This window comes from Methylobacterium sp. D54C, from assembly GCF_053345595.1.
In genome coordinates, this window is record NZ_JBKFAK010000001.1 from 601,286 (window position 1) to 619,377 (window position 18,092).

Annotated in this window: 11 protein-coding genes; 8 read left to right on the forward strand and 3 right to left on the reverse strand. The window is 71.9% G+C overall.

The window, feature by feature from the left end; genetic code table 11:
* Positions 1 to 124: 124 nt before the first annotated feature.
* Positions 125 to 1,747 carry an adenylate/guanylate cyclase domain-containing protein gene (locus tag ACLBYB_RS03080; RefSeq protein ID WP_447697813.1) on the forward strand — a complete coding sequence of 541 codons (1,623 nt, stop codon included), beginning with the start codon at positions 125 to 127 and terminating at the stop codon, positions 1,745 to 1,747.
* Between the two features lie 16 nt (positions 1,748 to 1,763).
* Here the strand turns inward: ACLBYB_RS03080 and ACLBYB_RS03085 are convergent, their stop codons facing one another.
* On the reverse strand, positions 1,764 to 3,653 hold the full coding sequence (locus ACLBYB_RS03085; RefSeq protein WP_447697814.1) for a peptidoglycan DD-metalloendopeptidase family protein: 1,890 nt from the start codon (positions 3,651 to 3,653) through the stop codon (positions 1,764 to 1,766).
* Positions 3,654 to 4,034: 381 nt separating this feature from the next.
* Here ACLBYB_RS03085 and ACLBYB_RS03090 point away from each other — a divergent pair, with 381 nt between their 5' ends.
* Positions 4,035 to 4,364: a CsbD family protein gene (locus tag ACLBYB_RS03090; protein ID WP_091678804.1), complete on the forward strand. Its 330-nt coding sequence runs from the start codon at positions 4,035 to 4,037 to the stop codon at positions 4,362 to 4,364.
* A 434-nt stretch (positions 4,365 to 4,798) separates the two neighbouring features.
* Positions 4,799 to 5,059: a hypothetical protein gene (locus ACLBYB_RS03095; protein WP_056521539.1), complete on the forward strand. Its 261-nt coding sequence runs from the start codon at positions 4,799 to 4,801 to the stop codon at positions 5,057 to 5,059.
* Positions 5,060 to 5,123: 64 nt separating this feature from the next.
* Here ACLBYB_RS03095 and bcsS read toward each other — a convergent pair whose 3' ends face one another.
* Positions 5,124 to 5,939 (reverse strand): cellulose biosynthesis protein BcsS, encoded by an 816-nt coding sequence (gene bcsS, locus ACLBYB_RS03100; RefSeq protein WP_132366300.1) that lies wholly within the window; start codon positions 5,937 to 5,939, stop codon positions 5,124 to 5,126.
* A gap of 158 nt (positions 5,940 to 6,097) precedes the next feature.
* Positions 6,098 to 8,521, reverse strand: a complete 2,424-nt coding sequence (locus ACLBYB_RS03105; RefSeq protein WP_447697815.1) for a response regulator — start codon at positions 8,519 to 8,521, stop codon at positions 6,098 to 6,100.
* 426 nt (positions 8,522 to 8,947) lie between these two features.
* On the opposite strand from ACLBYB_RS03105, the gene bcsA reads away from it, so the two are divergent.
* From bcsA to bcsN, 5 genes are read left to right on the forward strand one after another with little or no spacing between them, the layout of a single operon-like run.
* Positions 8,948 to 11,344 (forward strand): UDP-forming cellulose synthase catalytic subunit, encoded by a 2,397-nt coding sequence (bcsA, locus tag ACLBYB_RS03110; protein WP_447697816.1) that lies wholly within the window; start codon positions 8,948 to 8,950, stop codon positions 11,342 to 11,344.
* 5 nt (positions 11,345 to 11,349) lie between these two features.
* Complete coding sequence (locus ACLBYB_RS03115) at positions 11,350 to 13,941, forward strand: cellulose biosynthesis cyclic di-GMP-binding regulatory protein BcsB (RefSeq protein ID WP_447698134.1); 2,592 nt, start codon at positions 11,350 to 11,352, stop codon at positions 13,939 to 13,941.
* Positions 13,938 to 15,092 carry a glycosyl hydrolase family 8 gene (locus ACLBYB_RS03120; RefSeq protein WP_447697817.1) on the forward strand — a complete coding sequence of 385 codons (1,155 nt, stop codon included), beginning with the start codon at positions 13,938 to 13,940 and terminating at the stop codon, positions 15,090 to 15,092. Before ACLBYB_RS03115 ends, ACLBYB_RS03120 begins: the two co-directional genes overlap by 4 nt.
* Positions 15,077 to 17,086, forward strand: coding sequence for a hypothetical protein (locus ACLBYB_RS03125; protein ID WP_447697818.1), 2,010 nt, complete (start codon positions 15,077 to 15,079; stop codon positions 17,084 to 17,086). The genes ACLBYB_RS03120 and ACLBYB_RS03125 overlap by 16 nt, the downstream gene beginning before the upstream one ends.
* Positions 17,083 to 18,072: a cellulose biosynthesis protein BcsN gene (bcsN, locus tag ACLBYB_RS03130; RefSeq protein ID WP_447697819.1), complete on the forward strand. Its 990-nt coding sequence runs from the start codon at positions 17,083 to 17,085 to the stop codon at positions 18,070 to 18,072. The genes ACLBYB_RS03125 and bcsN overlap by 4 nt, the downstream gene beginning before the upstream one ends.
* The last annotated feature ends 20 nt before the right edge of the window (positions 18,073 to 18,092 follow it).

Sequence of the window (18,092 nt, forward strand, 5' to 3'; positions counted from 1 at the left end):
GACATTGCATTGATGCCGCGGTTCGGGGTGCGCCCGAAAAGTCAATGCTTCTCGGGAAAGACATCATTGTATATGGAGCTGACCAGTATGGGGGCCGTGTCCTGGCGCCCCGGGGTCGCGAGAGATGTCGAGTTTCGACGAGTCGGTCGCGCGCCAGCAGCGGTTCATGGGACCGCTCCTGGTGGCGGCGATCCTGTTCGGCCTGGCCGGGCTGCCGGTCGCGGTCTGGCTCGACCTGCGCGGCCTGTCCGAGCGCATGCTCGCCACGCAGGCGATCGAGACCGGCCGGATCATCGACCAGATGCGCAGCTTCTACGCCAGCGACGTCGTCCAGGCGGTCAACGCCGCGACCGGCCGGGTCGAGACGCGCCACGATTACAAGGGGGTGCCGAACGCGATCCCGATCCCCGCGACGCTCTCCCTGGAACTCGGCGAGCGGATCAGCGGCGGCGACGGCGCGGTGAAGTACCGCTTCGTCTCCGATCTCCCGTTCAAGGACCGCAAGCCGCACGATCTCGACAGCTTCGAGACCCAGGCCCTGGCGGACCTCCGGGCGCACCCCAAGACCGGCTTCGTCAGCGAGACGACGGGGTCCATCTTCGACCGGCAGGTGCGCATCGCGGCGCCGATCCGCATGGAATCCGCCTGCGTGCGCTGCCACAACGCCCATCCCCTGAGCCCGAAGACCGACTGGAAGGTCGGCGACGTCCGAGGCATCCAGGAGATCGTCCTGCACCAGCCGATCGCCGCCAACGTCTTCGCCTTCAAGTACCTGCTCGGCTACTTCATCCTGGCGGCGCTCGCCGGCACCACCTTCCTGCTGCTGCAGGCGCGCCAGTCCCGCCTCATCGACCGGATGAACAGGGAGCTGACCGAGTCGAACGGGTTCCTGGCGTCGGTCTCGGTGCAGATCGCCAAGTACATCTCGCCCCAGGTCTACAAGAGCATCTTCAGCGGCGAGCGGGACGTGTCGGTGGCGACCGAGCGCAAGAAGCTGACGATCTTCTTCTCCGACATCAAGGACTTCACCGCGACCACCGAGCGCCTGCAGCCCGAGGAACTGACCGCGCTGCTGAACGAGTACCTGACCGAGATGACCGCCATCGCGGTCAAGCACGGCGGCACGGTGGACAAGTATATCGGCGACGCGATGCTGGTCTTCTTCGGCGACCCGGAGAGCCGGGGCGTCCGCGAGGACGCACAGGCCTGCGTTCGAATGGCGATCGAGATGCAGAAGCGCCTGGGCCAGCTCAACGCCCGCTGGCGGCGATCCGGCATCGAGCGCCCGTTCCAGGCCCGGATCGGCATCAACACGGGCTACTGCAACGTCGGCAATTTCGGCAGCGACGAGCGGATGGACTACACGATCATCGGCGCGGAAGCGAACCTCGCCGCCCGCCTGCAGGCGGCCGCTGTCCCGGGCGGCATCACCCTGAGCTACGAGACCTACGCGCTGGTGAGCGACATCGTCCAGGCGAGCCCGCAGGAGCCGATCCGCATGAAGGGCATCAGCCGCGAGATCGTCCCCTACGCCATCGAGGGCGACCTCACCGCCGAGGCCCCGGAGACGATCTTCTCCGAGCACGCCCGGGGGATCGACTTCTACGTCGACGTCGACGCCCTGGAGATGGAGGGCGCGGCGCGTCTCCGGAAGCGCCTGCTCGACACGCTCGCCGCCGTCGACCGCCGGATGACCGGGGCGGGCACCCCCTCGGATGACGGCACGCGGCCCTCCGCGGCCGGCTGAGGTCCGGGCGACCGCGTCAGAGCGGCAGGGCGGACATCGCCAGGGCGCCGTGGTGGCGGAGCGCGTTCGTGGCCGCCACCTGCCGCTCGAAAGCCGTCATCAGCCTGGGCGAAACGCCCTGGCTGTCGGGCAGGCGGATCGTCATCGGGTCGAGGAAGCGCCCGTTGACGCTCACCTCGTAGTGGACGTGGGGGCCCGTCGAGAGGCCGGTCGAGCCCATGTAGGCGATGACCTGCCCCTGATGGACGGTCGCGCCGACCTGAACGCCGTGCGCGAGCCGCTGCAGGTGATTGTAGGCCGTCACGTAGCCGTTGGCGTGGTGGATCTCGACGCGATTGCCGTAGCCGCCGCGCGGGCCCGCATACGCCACGGTCCCGTCGCCCGTCGCCATGATCGGCGTGCCGGCCTTGTTGGCCCAATCGACGCCGTTGTGGAAGCGGGCGTAGTGGAGGATCGGATGGACGCGCGTACCGAACGGGGAGGTGATCCGCCCGTCGGCGATCGGCATGCGCATCAGGAACTTGCGGAGCGAGTTGCCTGTCTCGCTGAAGTAGCTCGCCGTCCCGGCCTCGGGCACCTCGAAGCGGTAGGCGCGGTGCTTCACCCCGCCGAGCGTCAGGGCGACGTAGCGCACCTCCGGCGGGCCGCCCGCCTTCTCGCTCGGGCTGAACAGCACCTCCAGCCGGTCGGACGGGGCGATCCGGCGCTGCATGTCCAGGCCGAACGCGAAGATGCCGACGATGCGCTCGGCCAGGATGTCGGGCAGGCCGTTACGCAGGACCGCCTCGTAGATGCTCCTGTAAAGGCTGGCGCCCGAGCCCTCTCCGTCGCCGTCGTCACCGGAACGCGACGCCGCGACCTGGGCCGACGGCGGCGCCACCGTGACGAAGCCGCCGGAATCCCGTTCCGCGACGATCTCCTCGACGCCGCCCGCGCCGTAGAGCGTCACCCGGGCGATCCGGCGCGCGGCCTCGCCGGCGCGCGAGCGGACGAGGAGCAGGTCAACGTGCTGCCCCTCGGCCAGCCCGGTGCGGGCATGCTCGCTGAAGGCGGCCAGGATGGCGGTCACGCGCGCCGGCTCGGCGCCGTTCGCCGCCAGCGCGTCGGCCAGAGTCTCGCCGCGCTTGAGCACGACGTCGCGCGTCTCGGTCAGGCTCAGGCCGGCGGCGGGCTGGGTCTCGGCGAGGTCGGTGATGTTCTCCGGGACGACCCGCACTTCGATCGCGTGGAACGGGTCGCGGCCCGTATCGGCGCCGGCGGCGGTCGCGGCGGCGTCGGCCGGCGCGGCGACCAGGATCTGCGAGAGCAGGCGCTGCGGCGCGAGCGGCACGGCGATCCGCGGCCCCGTCTCGCGCGCCTCATCCGACTGCCTCTCCACGAGGGCCGTGACGTCCTCGTCGCTCAGGCCGGGCGCGTCGTCGGGAACCGGTGTGCCCGCGAGCGCGGAGCGCGTGATCGTGACCGTGGTCCCGGACGGATCGTCCACCGGCTCGTCTGCGACAGGGGCGACCTCCCCATCCGCGGCGAGCTGGCGCGTCGGATCGAAGGGTGGGATCTGCCCGTCGACCGCGTCGCCGGAGGACAGGCTCGTGACCAGTCGCACGAAGGGCTGGGTCCGGATAATCTCGCGCGCGCCGACCTGGTGGGTCACCGGCGCGGAGAACTCCTCCCGGTCCGAGGCGACGAGTTGGCGCCGCACGAGGCGGTCGCCGCGCTGTCCGACCACATCTTGTCCCTCCGCGACCTGGGCGGGCCCCTGGCGGAATGTCGGCTTGGCTGGCGCGAGATCGGTGTCGACGGACATGCGGAGCGCCGCCCCCATGAGGGCCGCGCCGCAGGTGGCGATTAGGCAGCTGGCGCAGAGCCAGCGCAGGTTCAGCCGTCGCCGGTCGAGCGGCGTCGTCACTCCGTGGTTCGGGGCCGCGACCGCGCTGCGCGACAGGGACCTGTGCAGAATGGGCAGCCCGCCGCGCGGTGCTCGTCCGCCCTCGTTCATCCGGTCCCCTCACGCTCAAGCTCGCCGCTTCGGCGGTGAGTGCGGCCTGAATGAGGCTGCGACTTGCGCCTGGCGCGACGCTCGTCCGCTCAAGGAGCGCACGTGTCGAGCGCGGTACCGGCGGGCAGGACGGGGCATTCGTCGACCGCCCACGATCGTTTCGACCGGACTCCGCCACGGAGCCGGGGAACGCCCGGCGCAGATCGCTGTTGCCCCAGTCGCCGAAGAGGGATCGGGGTCCGACCGCCGCGACTTCGGCACCTTGCCGCGATACATTCGGAGAACATGGTCATGGTCGACACGGACAGGATCACGGGTGCTGCGCGCACGCTCGGCGGGAAGGTGCAGGGCGCGGTCGGCGACGCCGTCGGCTCGGACCGTCACGCGCTCGAGGGGCGTCTCCGGGAGGCGCAGGGGACCGCCGAGAATCTCTACGGCCAAGCCAAGGACGCCGTGCGGCACGCGGCCGACGAGGTCTCGGACCACGCCGCCGAGGCCTACGACCGGAGCCGCCACGTCGCCTGGGAAGGTCATCAGAAATCCGTCGAGTGGCCGCACGCCTCCCTGATCGTGGCCGGTCTCGTCGGCTTCGGTCTCGGTTTCCTCGTCAGCCGACTCTGACACGGATCGCCGCGTGCCGCCGTCGGCCTCACGTCGACGGGATCGCGGGGCCGCGAGCGCCGTGCGCGATTAACTCGGCACGGAGGCCAGGGCCGAGCCCGTGCCGCGGGAGGCGCGGGCCCCCTCTCCCGCGCGAGAGGAGGATGGCGCCGGTTCTCGACCGGGAACCGCCGTCCTAATCGAACCATCGCATATCGGTCGGAAGCGACCCGAGCGGGTTCAGGCACATGCCGCACGCAGCCGCCACGCCCGTCGGAAGCCCATCGGCGCTGCCTGGTCGATCCTTGCGGCACAGAGGGTGTCGGCGACCTGCGAGGGTCCACGCCCGAGTCCGGGAATGAGCCTCCAGTATCCATCCGTTGGTAATTTGTGTTCCGTTATGGAACAGAGTCCTTGGCTCTATTCTCGCTCTAGACACCGCTGAGAGGTGTCTAATGCATCAGTTCATCGGCCTATTTGCCATCTTCGTCACGCTGGCCGGCGTGCTCCACACCTGGGGTGCGCCGCGCTGGGCGATCGCCGGCCTCTGCCTGATCGGTCTCCTCGGCGCGTCGGCCACCGTCGTTGGCATTCAGCCAAAAGTGGCCCCGTCGCCGGTGTCCCAGGTGCAGTCGCTCAACGATGCGATGCAGCCCGTCTTCGAAGGCGTCTGGGACCCGCTGCGGCCCGGCCGGCTGCTGACGACGTCCCGGTAGCGTCTCCGGTCCGCGCGGCCTCCGCCGCGGGCCGCGGGTCCCGTCAGACAGCCCGCGCCGTACCCTAGAAGGTCGAGCGCGCCTCGATGCTGGAATAGTACCCGGAGCCCTGCACCCGATCCCGGACGTAGCCGGCGGCCACCGACATCTGGACGGGTCCGAAGCGGACGCCGGTCAGGTGGGCGCCGATCCGGTACTGGCGGAAGAAGTCGTCGCCGAGGAACAGCGCCTCGGGTCCGATATAGACGCCGTCGGCAAGCATGTAGCCGACGCGCAGGCGCGAGTAGTAGGCGTTGAACTTCGTCGAGTACGAGCCGTAGGCCGAGACCATGGTCCGGTCGGTCGGCGTCGCGTAGAAATTGCCCGCGACCTTCAGCCCGACGCCCGTACCGACGACCGGGTTGCCCGGATCGGGAATCGACAGCTGGTTGCTGCGGACGTTGAAGCCGATGAACCCTGCGAGGGCCGCGTCCTTCCAGACCCACTCGTAACCCGCCTGCAGGGCGCCTTCCTGCTGGTAGCCGGTGACCCGCGTCGCGACGGACCGGCCGGGATACGAGTAGGTGCCACCGATGGCGTCCACGCGGACCCGCAGGCCGTCCCGGGTGGGTGAGCCGTTCGGCGCGGCGGTCACCGTCACGGAGCCGAAGGCCGAGCTGTTCGACGTGACGCTGGTGGATCCGTCGACCGCGACGGCCCAGCTGTCGTCGACCGCCTGCTGCGAGGCGCCCGTGTACCAGTCGGCGCCGGCGCTGCGCGCCGGGAGGTCGGCGGCGGCGGCCTGCGTGGCGGAGGCCGCCGCGCAGGCGCACGAGAGGGCCAGAACGGTCGTGAACGGAGTGCGAGGACGTCGGGCAGCTGGTTCCGCAGTCCCGCCCATATTCGAAAGCTCCGTTAAGGTACGATTTACGCTTTAACCAACACTCGTCGACAATAGTTAACATCCACTTTTGGAAGGACTGAGTTTCGATCAGGGCGTCTGCGCGGAGAGCGAGCGCGAGAACCGCGCGGTCGCTGCGTCGGGTGGGAGCGCGGCGATCAGGCCGCGCGCGCGCGGACCGCGGCGTCGAGGACGACCTGCAGGTCCTCATTGCGGAAAGGCTTGTCGATCCGCAGGAAGGCGTCGGCGGAGCGCGGCAGCTGGCCGTGCGGGCTGGCGAGGATGACCCGGATCTGCGGGTAGCGCTCGACCACGGTGGCGGCGAGCTGGAGGCCCGCCATCACCGGCATCGATTGATCGACGATCATCGCGTCGAAGGCGGCGTCGCGGGCGAGGATCTCGAGGGCGTGCACCCCGGAGGCGGCCTGGACCACCGCGTGGCCGAGATCGGCGAGCACCTCTGCGACGCTGGCCCGCACGAGGCCGTCGCTCTCCACGAGCAGGATCTTCAGCCCCGCCGCGCGGATCGGAGGGAGCGTGGCGACGGCCGGGGGCGCGGCGGGCAGCCAGAACTCGGCCAGGAACGGCTCGGCGCCGGTCCCGTCGCGGATCAGGCGCCAGTGGCCGCCGGTCTCGGTCACGAGCGCCGCGGCCGCCGCGAGGGTCGGGCCTGCTGCCGTCGGCAGCGGCGCGGCCTCGGGTCGGCGACCGCTGCTGACGAGCACGCGCACGTAGGCCGCAACTTCCGCCGCGGCGCCCATGTCCTCGGGGGTGCCCTCGACGGCCGCGATGGCGAAGCCGGCGAGGCCGGCGTCGCGGATATGGAAGGCCAGGTTGAGGAGCAGCAGCTCCAGCACGCGCTCGCTGCACAGGACGGGCGGCAGACCGGCGGGGATGCGGTTGAGGACCGGCATCTCGCCGAGGGCGTTCGCGGCCAGGAACGGCAGGTAGCCCTCGAAGGTGGTGGCGAGGTCGGTCTCGGCGAGGGTGATGCCGGTCTCGTCGCCGCGCACGAGGTGCAGCATCCGGCGGGTGAGCGCCGCGCCCCGGCGCGCGCCGGCCGTCGCCCGCCCCACCAGCCGTTCCTGGTCGTCCCCGAGGGTGTGGCGCCGCGCCAGCAGCGTGAGATTCGTCAGGACGACGGTCAGGACGTCGTTGAACTCGTGGACGATGCCGTCGGTCACCCGCCGCAGGACGAGGTTGCGACGCGGCTCGACGGGCTGCGGCAGGGTCGCCCCCTCGCCGCCCGGCAGCTTCCGCATCAGGGCGAAGAGCCGCCGATCGCCCTTGGCGTCGGCGAGGCACAGCAGCCTCACTTGGACCTGCTGCTCCGGCCAGTCGCGGAGGTGCAGGGTCACGTCGTGCGGGCCGTCGGCCGCGAGGGCGGCGTCGCGCGCCCGGTCGAGCACGGGCCGGTCCTCGGCGACGAAGCAGGCGGCGAACGGGGCGGCGACGGGGGCCCCGTCGTCGCCGGCCGCGCTCCGCGAATCCAGCAGGGTCCGGCCGGTATCCGGATCGATCTCGCAGCAGGCCCAGCCGGAGACCGCCTCGAAGGTGGTCAGCCGCGCCTTGAGGCGCGCGACCTCGGACCCGGCGCCGGCCATCTGCAACCCGGCGCTGCGGCGATGCCCCGCGAAGACGTCCGAGAGCGCCGCGAACTCGCCGATCCACGTGCGGGGCGCTTCGGTCTCGCCGGCGGTCTCGCCCTCACCCCCCAGGAGGCGGCGCAGCGGTCGCGTCAGCCGCTCTCCCGCGACGAAGCCGAGCGCCGCCGCGCAGAGGACCAGGGCGAGCCCGGCGCCCAGCATCCGCCAGTCCGGCGACGCGGCGAGCGCCGCGCCGGAGGGCACGGCCTGCGCCGTCACCAGCCATCCCGGCGAGCCGATCTCGGCCGCGAGACGCATCGGCGTCGTGATCGAGACGGCCGTCGTCCGGAACGGGCTCGGGGTCCCCGACAGGACCCGGCTGTCCGGGGTGGCGACGAGGAAGCCGAGGGTCTCGGGCAGCGCCGCGGCGCGCCGCACCTCCTCCTCGACCTTGGTGAGATAGCTCGGGTCGGCGTCGAGGCGCAGCAGGCCGTCCTGACCGCGCTCGCCCAGCGCGACGGCGGTCCCGAACGGCGAGTCGGCCTCCGCCCCGTCGCTGACCACGATGACCCCGGCCGCGCGGCCGCGCAGGAACCAGGTCTGCCGCGCGACGCTGCTGCCGACGCGGCGCTCGTCCCGGGCCGCCAGCACGGTACCGTCGGGCGCGACGAGGACGGCGTCCCGGTAGACCGGGTTGAGGTCGAGCCACCCGCGCAGGCGCGCGGCGCGCTGGTCGGCGGAGAGCAGGCCCTCGTCGTCGCGGAGCATCAGGGCGGCGTTGCGCGCATCGACCACGGTCTGCCGCAGCCGCGCCGCGATGGCGGCGACGTAGGCGCGCGAGGCCGAACCGACCATCTCCTGCGGGGACGCCGCGGGTCCGGGCCGCGCGGCCGGGACGACGATCAGGACGGCGGCCGCGAACCCCGCCGCCGCGGCGATCGCCACCTGCAGCGCGTTGAGCAATCCGAGGGAGATCTGCAGCGGCTTCGCGGTCATCCGTACGCCCGGGGGTCGGTCCCGAGCGAGGCGCGATTTTCGTTAAGGGTCGATTAAGCCCCGCGGCGCAACCCGGCCGTACCACCCGACGCGGGCGCGGTCCGCCGGGCGGGTCGTTCCGACTATCCGTGGCGCTCTGCGTCGCCTGCGCCGCACCGAAGCCGGTTATAGCGAAGCTTTAGAACGAAATATTAATGTAGTCGGCGCAACTGCGCGTCCCGATCCCGCTCTCGCAGCCCGATCGACTTCGCCGTGCCGGGCATCATCTGGGTTGCCCGCATTCCTAAGTTAACTGTAATTTCCGGCGAAGTGGAGTGGGCTGGATATTACGAATGGGTTTGTTCATTGACCATCGTCGCTGTACAAACCCGGCGGTAGAGCCGTTGCACCTCGATCCGAGGGATTTTTGGCCCGGGAGGCTGTAGCGTGAGGCAGGCGTTGCGTTGGCTGGCCTGGGTTGGGGCGACAGTCGCCAGCCTCGCCCTGCTCAGCCAGCCGGTCGGGACGCAGGCCCAGCTCGCCATGAGCCTCGCCGCCATGGCGGTGATGATCGTGCTGTGGGCCGTGCTCGACGGGCCGCGCACGCGGTTCGTCTTCATGGCGCTCGGCAGCCTCGTGGTGCTGCGCTACATCCTGTGGCGGCTCACCAACACGCTGCCCTCGCCGGGCGACCCGGTCAGCTTCGGCTTCGGCCTGATCCTGCTGGTGGCCGAGCTCTACTGCGTCTTCATCCTGTTCGTCAGCCTGATCATCAACGCGGACCCGCTGCGGCGCGACCCGCCGCCGGCTGCCCCGGCCCTCGACCTGCCCACGGTCGACGTGTTCGTCCCGAGCTACAACGAGGATGCCGCGATCCTTGCCATGACCCTGGCGGCGGCGCGACAGCTGAACTACCCGCCCGAGAAGCTCACGGTGTGGTTGCTCGACGACGGCGGTACCGACCAGAAGTGCAGCGATGCCGACCCGGCCAAGGCCGCGGCGGCGCGCGCCCGTCGGGGCGAGCTGCAGGCGCTCTGCGACGAGCTCGGCGCCCGCTACCTCACCCGCGCCCGGAACGAGCACGCGAAGGCGGGCAACCTCAACAACGGTCTCGCCCATGCCCGGGGGGACCTCGTGGCGGTGCTGGACGCCGACCACGTCCCGTTCCGCTCGTTCCTGACCGAGACCGTCGGCTATTTCGCGCAGGATCCGCGCCTGTTCCTCGTGCAGACCCCGCACGCGTTCCTCAACCCTGACCCGGTCGAGCGCAACCTGCGGACCTTCGAGCGCATGCCCTCCGAGAACGAGATGTTCTACGCGGTCACGCAGCGCGGCCTCGACAAGTGGAACGGCTCGTTCTTCTGCGGCTCGGCGGCCCTTCTGCGCCGCACCGCCCTCGACGAGGCCGGCGGCTTCTCGGGCATCACCATCACGGAGGATTGCGAGACCGCCTTCGAGCTGCACTCGCGCAACTGGAACAGCGCCTACGTCGACAAGCCGCTGATCGCCGGCCTGCAGCCCGACACGCTGGCGGACTTCATCGGCCAGCGCTCCCGCTGGTGCCAGGGGATGTTCCAGATCCTACTGCTGAAGAACCCGGCCTTCCAGAAGGGTCTCAAGCCCATCCAGAAGATCGCCTACCTCTCAAGCATGACCTTCTGGTTCTTCCCGATCCCGCGGCTGATCTTCATGTTCGCGCCGCTGCTGCACATCTTCTTCGACCTGAAGATCTTCGTGGCCAGCGTGGACGAGTCGATCGCCTATACGCTGACCTACATCATCATCAACTTGATGATCCAGAACTACATCTACGGCAAGTTCCGCTGGCCGTTCGTGTCGGAGCTCTACGAGTACATCCAGGGCGTCTACCTGGCCAAGGCGATCGTCTCGGTCATCGCGTCGCCCCGCAAGCCGACCTTCAACGTCACCAACAAGGGTGCGACCCTCGACCACGACCACATCTCGTCGCTCGCCCTTCCGTTCTTCCTGATCTACCTGCTTCTGATGCTCGGCTGCGCCGTCGCGGCGTGGCGCTACCTGTACGAGCCCGGCGTGACCAACCTCATGCTGGTGGTCGGGCTGTGGAACTTCTTCAACCTGCTCACCGCGGGCGCGTCCCTCGGGGTCTGTGCCGAGCGGCGCCAGCTCGAGCGCACGCCCTCCCTGGCGATCGATCGCCGGGGCGTCCTCACGGTCGCCGGGCACAGCGTCGACGTCTCGATCGAGCGCGTCTCCGCCGAAGCCTGCACCCTGCGCCTCCTCGGCGGCGCCCTCGATCCGGGGCTCACGCGCCCGCCGCTGCGGGGGACGCTCAGCGTCGAGCCGACGGCCGGCGCGCGCCGGACCGCGCCGCTGCCGGTGCACCTGGACCAAGCGACGCGCGACGGACAGGAACTCGTCATGCGGGTGAACTTCGGCACGCTGGCCATCCGCGACTACCCCGCGCTCGCGGGACTCATGTACGGGGACGCCGAGGCGATGCGGCGCTTCCAGCTGCGGCGGCGGCGGCACAAGGATATTCCCACCGGCACGCTGCAATTCGCGTGGTGGGGCTTGGTCGAGCCGTTCCGCGCGCTCCGCTATCTTCTCGCGAGCCGGCGCCCCAGGCCCGTCGAGATCGAGGAGGCGCCGATCTACGACGCACCGCACGACGCCGCGGCGCCGGCGCCGGCTCCGGTGCCGTCCGTCCCGGCACCGGCGGCCCCCGTTGCGGCGCCGTCACTGCCCGCGACCGCCAAACCCACCGACATCGAGAGCGGGGACGACTGGGTCCGCCTGATGATGGATTACGAGAACGAGCGCACCCTGGCCGAGCTTCGCGGCCGGCGCACGAGCGCGGCGTGACGGCGATGGGTGCTCGGCTCTGCCTTCCCGTGCTGGGACTGCTGCTCGGTCTCGCGAGCGTTCCGGCCCTGGCCCAGAGCTTCCTGGGCTCGGGGCCGGCGGAACGGCTGACGGTCCCGCCGAGCGGCAACGCCCTGCGCGCTCCGTCCGAGGACGGGTCGGGCCCAGCGCGCCGGCCGGACGCGTCGGCGACGGAGACGCGGCCGACCGCGCGCCCGTCCGAGCCGCCCCGGACCGCCGCGCCTCAGACGGTGCCGCGCGCGGCGATCCAAGCGACCATCGCGCCGGCGCGACGGCTTCCGTCCGGCCCGCGCGGCTTCCGCCTGACCGGGGAAGAGGATTCCCTGCGCTACCCCGTCTACCTCACCGATGCGCAGACGCGGGGACCGGCACGGCTGCGCCTCTCCTACCTGTCGGCGATCTCGGTGGCACCGGAGAGTTCCGAACTCGCTGCCTTCGTCAACGGGACGAAGGTCGGCTGGACCCGCATCCAGGCGCCCGGTGCCGTGAAGGTGGTGGAGTTCGCCATCGGCGACGGCGTGCTGAAGCCCGGCTACAACGCCGTCACCTTCACCGCCAGCCAGCGCCACCGCGTCGACTGTTCGGTCGGGGCGACCTACGAATTGTGGACGCAGATCGATCCGTCGCGATCCGGCCTCGTGGTCCCGACGGCGACCGACATGGACGTCCGGTCCCTCGCCGCGGCGGAGCCGGACGAGAGCGGCGCCTTGCCGATCCAGGTCATCCTGAACGAGCGTCCGAACCTGGCCCGCCTGGAGCGGATGATCGAGGCGGTGCAGGCCCTCGCCCTCGTGGGGCGGGTCGCCCGTCCGACCGTGACCTTCGGCCCTCCCCTGCAGGGCCGGAACGGCATCAACCTCGTCGTCGGTACCGCCTCCGAGATCGCCGGCGTCGAGGGCGTTCCCGAGCTGGGCCCGATCAGCGGGCCGCGTCTCGCCATCCTGCCGTCGCGGCCGAACACACCGCCGACCCTGGTGGTCACCGGCGCCCGCGACGAGGACGTCCGTCAGGCCATCACCAACCTCGCCGTTCCGGCCGACACCGGGACGCCGGGCGGGCTCAAGGCTGTCCAGCTCTTCCGCGGCTACATGGTGCACGGCGGCGAGAACCTGACGCTCGACCGCCTCGGCGTGACGTCCCGCGAGTTCTCGGGGCGCCTGCTCCATGTCGGCTTCGCCCTCCGCTTTCCCGGGGATTTCGTCCCGGCCGATTACGGCAAGGTGATGCTCCACCTGGCCGGGGCCTACGTGGCCGGGCTCTCCTCGGAGGCCCGCATCGTCATCGACATCAACGGGCGCAACGCGGCCAGCGTCCCGCTACCCGACGGGCGCGGCGAGGTGTTCGACGACAGCGCGATCCCACTGCCCTTCAGCCTCTGGCGCCCGGGGGTGAACCACGTCGAGATCTCGGCGCAGCTGCCGAACGCCGCCGATCAGGTCTGTGACACCCTCAGCCCGGCGGCCAAGCAGGCGCGCTTCCTGTTCCTCGACCGCTCGCGGATCGAGATCCCGCATTTCGCCCGGGCGGCGCGCAGCCCCGACCTCGCGGCGATCAAGGGGGGCGCCGTACCGTTCGTCGTCCCGGGGCAGCGCGCGCGCCTCGTGCTGCCGACGCCCGACCGCGACAGCGCCGACGCGGCCGCGACCCTCGCCGCCCGACTGGCGATGGCGGCCGAGCGCGTCATCGATTTCGAGGTCGTGACCCAGCAGCAGGTCGTGTCCGACACGAGCCAGCTCGTGGTCGCGCCCGCCCGCGCCCTCGACCCGGCGCTCCTGGAATCGGTCGGTTTCGATCCGCAGCAGGTCCAGCGGGTCTGGGAAGGCCGCGCCGACATGGTGGCCACCCCGGGCCAGTTCGGTCCCGAGGGCGTGCTCACCCTCGATCGGCTGCGCCGCAACCTGCCGATGCGTTGCGCCCTGCCGACCCTGATCCCGCAGGTGCGCCCGGCGCAGCCCGCCCCGGCCCAGCAGGCGCCGCAATCCCAGGGCGAGACGAGCGCCGGGCCCTCCCCGACCACGGCCCCGGCCTCCTCGCCGGGCTCCGCGTCGGACCGTGAGCTCATCGACCGCTGGGAGGCGTCGACACGCGGCTCGCGCCAGATCTGGGCGGCCCTGGACAGCGTCTGGAACGAGATCACCGGCACGGTGCGCTCCCTGCGCCAGACGATCACGGCGCAGGTGAAGCCGGACGAGACGGTCGAGGTTCCGGCGACGGCCTCGCTGCTCATCGCCGAGGGCCCCCCGGTCCAGTCGAGCAACACGGTGATTGTGACCGCGCCGAACGCGTCGCTGCTGAAGGCGTCCGTCTCCTGCCTCGTCGACCCGGTGGTCTGGGCGAAGCTCGGCGGCAGCGCCGCCTTCCTCGACGCGTCGAACGGCACGCTGGTGACGTCCCGGCCCGAGCGGATCGAGATCGTCGAGACGCAGCCGCGATCTCTGCCGAACCTGCGCCTCGTGTCCGCGGCTTGGCTGTCGATCAACACGGAATACTACGTGGGCATGACCCTCGCGATGGCTCTCTGCCTCGGCTTGGCCACCACGAGCCTCGTGCGCAACGTCGGCAGGAAGAATCCATGAGCCGCCGCGCCCGCACCCCCCTCGCCGCAGCTTTCCTCGCCGCGGCGATCCTGCCCGCGGCGGCGGCCTCGCCCCAGGACGAGCCCGCCGTGCCTCCGAGTACCGCGCAGCCGGGCACGCAGCCCGCGCAGGCGCCCCGGACCGCGACCCAGGGGCTCGCCGGCAAGCTCGGCAACGACGCCGCGTGGCGGGCCTACCGCGCGCGGTTCATCACCGACCAGGGGCGCGTGGTCGACACCGCGAACGGTCAGATCAGCCACAGCGAGGGCCAGGGCTACGGCATGCTGCTCGCCGTGGCGGCCGGTGATCGGGTCAGCTTCGAGCGGATCTGGGGCTGGACCCGGGCCAACCTGATGGTCCGCGGCGACGAGCTGCTGGCGTGGCGCTGGTCACCCGACAAGCGTCCGGCGGTCAGCGACATGAACAACGCCACCGACGGCGACATCCTGATCGCCTGGGCGCTCACCGAGGCGGCCGAGGCCTGGAACGAGCCGAGCTACCGGACCGCCGCGCGCCGGATCGCCATCGAGTTCGGGCGCAAGACCATCCTGTTCCGGGACCCGCACGGGGCGCTGCTGCTGCCGGCGGTCTCGGGCTTCTCGGCCCGGGAGCGCCCGGACGGTCCGCTGATCAACCTCTCCTACTGGATCTTCCCCGCCTTCCCGCGCCTCGCCCTCGTCGCGCCGGAATACGACTGGGCGGCCCTGACGCGCAGCGGCCTCGCCCTGCTGCGGCAGTCGCGCTTCGGTCCGAGCAACCTGCCCACCGAGTGGATCTCCGCCAAGGAGGCGCCTCGTCCCGCGAACGGCTTCCCGCCGCTGTTCTCCTACAACGCCATCCGGATCCCGCTCTACCTCGTCTGGGCGGGGCTGGTGCGGCCCGACGACCTCGCGCCGTTCCAGGCCCTGTGGTCGGGCGCCGATCGGGAACGGCTGCCGATCGTCGACACCGGCGACGGGCGGAAGGTCGAGTGGCTCACCGAGGCCGGTTACATGGGGCTCCCGGCCCTGGTGGCCTGCGCCCTCGACGGGACGCCCTTCCCCGAGGATGCGCGCGGCGACATCGGCAACCAGAACTACTACCCGGCCACTCTGAGCCTCCTCGCCCTGACCGCGGCCCGCATGCGTTACCCGTCATGCCTGAAGTCCTGACCGGTCGTCCGCCGGCACGCCTCCGACCGGCCGCGCCCTGCCTCCTGATGCTGGCGCTGACCGCCGCGCCGGCCGCCGCGCAGGTCGACGCGCGACCCGTTCCCGCGCCGCAGTCTCCCGCCACGCCGACACGGTCCGAGCCCCGCATCGTCTACGGCGACGGCCCGCGCGCCCCTGCGATCCTGGCCGACCCGGCCACGTCGCGCACGACCGACATGGTCGACGAGAGCGCGCTGCGCTACTACGCGGCCCAGAAGCAGACGGCTCGGATGAAGGCCGAGATCGCCCGCCTGAAGCGGCTCTATCCCGGCTGGAACGAGCCGCCGGACCTCAACGCGCTGCAGCCGAGCCCGCCCGAAGAGGCGCCCCTGTGGGACCTCTTCACCGCGGGGCGGTTCGACGACCTGCGCGCGGCGATCGTCGCGCGCAGGTCGATCGACCCCGCGTGGCAGCCCTCCGAGGAGCTCGCGCGCAAGCTCCGCCGGGCCGAGTTCCGGTCCCGGATCACGGCGCTCACCGGCAAGGACGCCGACGCGATCATCGACCTCTACCGCGCCGATTCCGGCGCCCTCGATCCGCTCGACGTCCAGAGCATCTGGATGGTCGCCGACGCCCTGGGCGATACCGGCTCGGGCGACGAGGCCTTCGAGCTCTACAAGTCGATCCTCGACGGCAACGCCGATTCCGGCGTGCGCCTCGCCACCATCCAGAAGGCGATGGCGCATCTGCGCATGGCGCAGGCGGAGCGCCTGATCGAGATGGGGCATCGGGGCGCGAACGGGGCGTCGGAATTCGACGCGATCCGCCTGGACATCACCCGTGCCCGGATCGCGGCCTTCCTGCACGAGGAGAGCGCCGAGACCCCGACCCCCGCCGATCTCGCGGCCTTCCAGGCCGTCGCCCGCAAGAGCGGCGATCCCACCCAGACGAGCCTCCTCGGCTGGTACGCCTACAAGCGCCGCCAGTTCCGGGAGGCGCTCGAATGGTTCAAGCAGGCGATCGCCCGGGGCGGCGACGCGATGGTCGCCCACGGGCTCGCTCTGACCCTTCGCCAGCTCGACATGGCGCGCGAGGCCGAGGAGGTCGCCTACGCGTGGCGCGACAAGTTCGTGGGCAATGAACTGCTCTACATCGACATCCTGGAGCAGAAGCTGACGCTGCCCCGCCCGCCCGCGATCGAGCCCGCGCGCATCGCCCGCTACGCCCAGGTCGTGACGGCCTCCACCTCGGGCGAAGGCGCCCAGGGGCTGGCGTGGTACGCCTACAATTCCTGCCAGTTCGACACGGCGCTGGAGTGGTTCCAGCGGGCCGTCGCCTGGATGCCGAGCGAGGGGACCGTCTTCGGCTACGCCCTCACGCTGCAGCGCCTGAAGCGGCAGCGTCCGTACCTCGAGGTCGTGAACCGCTACGACGGCCTCTTCGCGAAGGTGGTCGACCTGCTGTTCCGCGAGAATGCCGGCGGGTCGCCGCTGCCCTGCGACCCCGTGCCCGCCGCCGCCGGGCCCGCACCCGGGCGGCACGCCGCGCCCGCGGCGCGGGTCGAGACGCCGTCGATCAACCGGGTGCCGCGGCCGGACCTGCCGCCGGCCGGCGCGGACGCCAAGCCCCTCGCCGTGCAGCGCAACGAGTTCCCCCTGGCGGTCTCCATGGAGAACGCGCTCCGCTACCCGCCGCCGGGGCTCGTGCGGGTCCTGGCCGAGCCCGTTCCCGCGGGAACCTACGCCCGCGAGCCCGCGACCCCGGCGCCGCCCCTGGTGGCCCGGCGCGTGCCCGGCGCGGGCCCGATGCCGTACGAGCGGTTCGGCTACGCCCTGCTCCCGGACTATCGCGGCGTCGACAAGCCCGAATTCCTGTCGCCGCCCGCCGCCGGCACCCTGTGGCAGGACCAGCAGGCCGAGCGCGGGCGACCCGAGAATTCCGAGGCGAAGCGGTTCCAGCTGCCCGCGCGCTCGGCCTACGACACCTCCGCCACGACCGAGCGGACCACCCCGTGAGGCGCGCGGCGATCCGTACGGCCCGGCTCTGCGCCCTGGCGTGTCTCCTGCTGCCCGCCGTCGCGCGGGCGCAGACGGTCCCGGTCCTGACCCTGCCCGGCGCCGGGACGCTGACCGCGGTGATCGAGACGCGCGAGCGCGACGGGTTCGACCAGCGGCTGCGCTATGCCGGCGGCGACGGTCGCAACCACGCCGAGATCGCCCTGCGCCGGGAGACCGCCGACCTGCTCCTCGCCTTCCCGCCGCGGCTGGCCAAGCCCAGCGAGTTCGGGATCGCGGGGGAGATCGCCGTCCGGTTTCCCGGGCAGGCGATGACGGTGCGGCCGCCGCTGCGGAACGCCTACGGCCCGGTGGGCATCGCGCTCGGCGCCGACTGCCTCTACGCGTGGCAGTGGATCGAGGCCGGACGCGGCGCCGCGTCCGCCGGCGGGCAGCCGCCCGCTCTGTTCCAGGCGGAGCCGCTCGCGCGCCGCGCGATCTCCCTGCGGATCCGGCTGTGCCGCACCGCCGAGGCCAGCCTCGGCGACCTCGTGCGGGCGGTGGAGGGCCTCAGGATCGCCCTGCCCGGCACCCGCCCCCCGCCGGTTGTCGCGCGCGTCCCGCCGCGTCGGGTCGCGCCGCGGGCCGCCGTCCGCCGCCCGAGCCGGCCGGCCGCGGCCGAGGCACGCCGAGACGAGGTTCCGCCGGTGCGGACGCCGGCCGCGTCACCGCCGCAGGTGCCCGTGGCGTCGCCCGTCGCGCCACCCGCGGCGCCGCCCGTCGCGCCGCCGGCACCGTCCCCGAGCGCCGGGGCGCCGGATCAGAAGCGCTACATCGTGCCGCCGACCCCCCAGACCCCCGCGCCGGTGCTGCCGGAGCCGGGCGGCCAGCGCTACATCACCGAGGGGAGCGGCAGCGGGATCGCACCGAAGCCGGCGCCGGGGCAGGCCCCCGGCGAGACCTTCTTCCGCGACCTGCCGCCGGAGGCCTATCGGCCGCCGAACTGAGTTCAGGTCCCAGCGCCCGC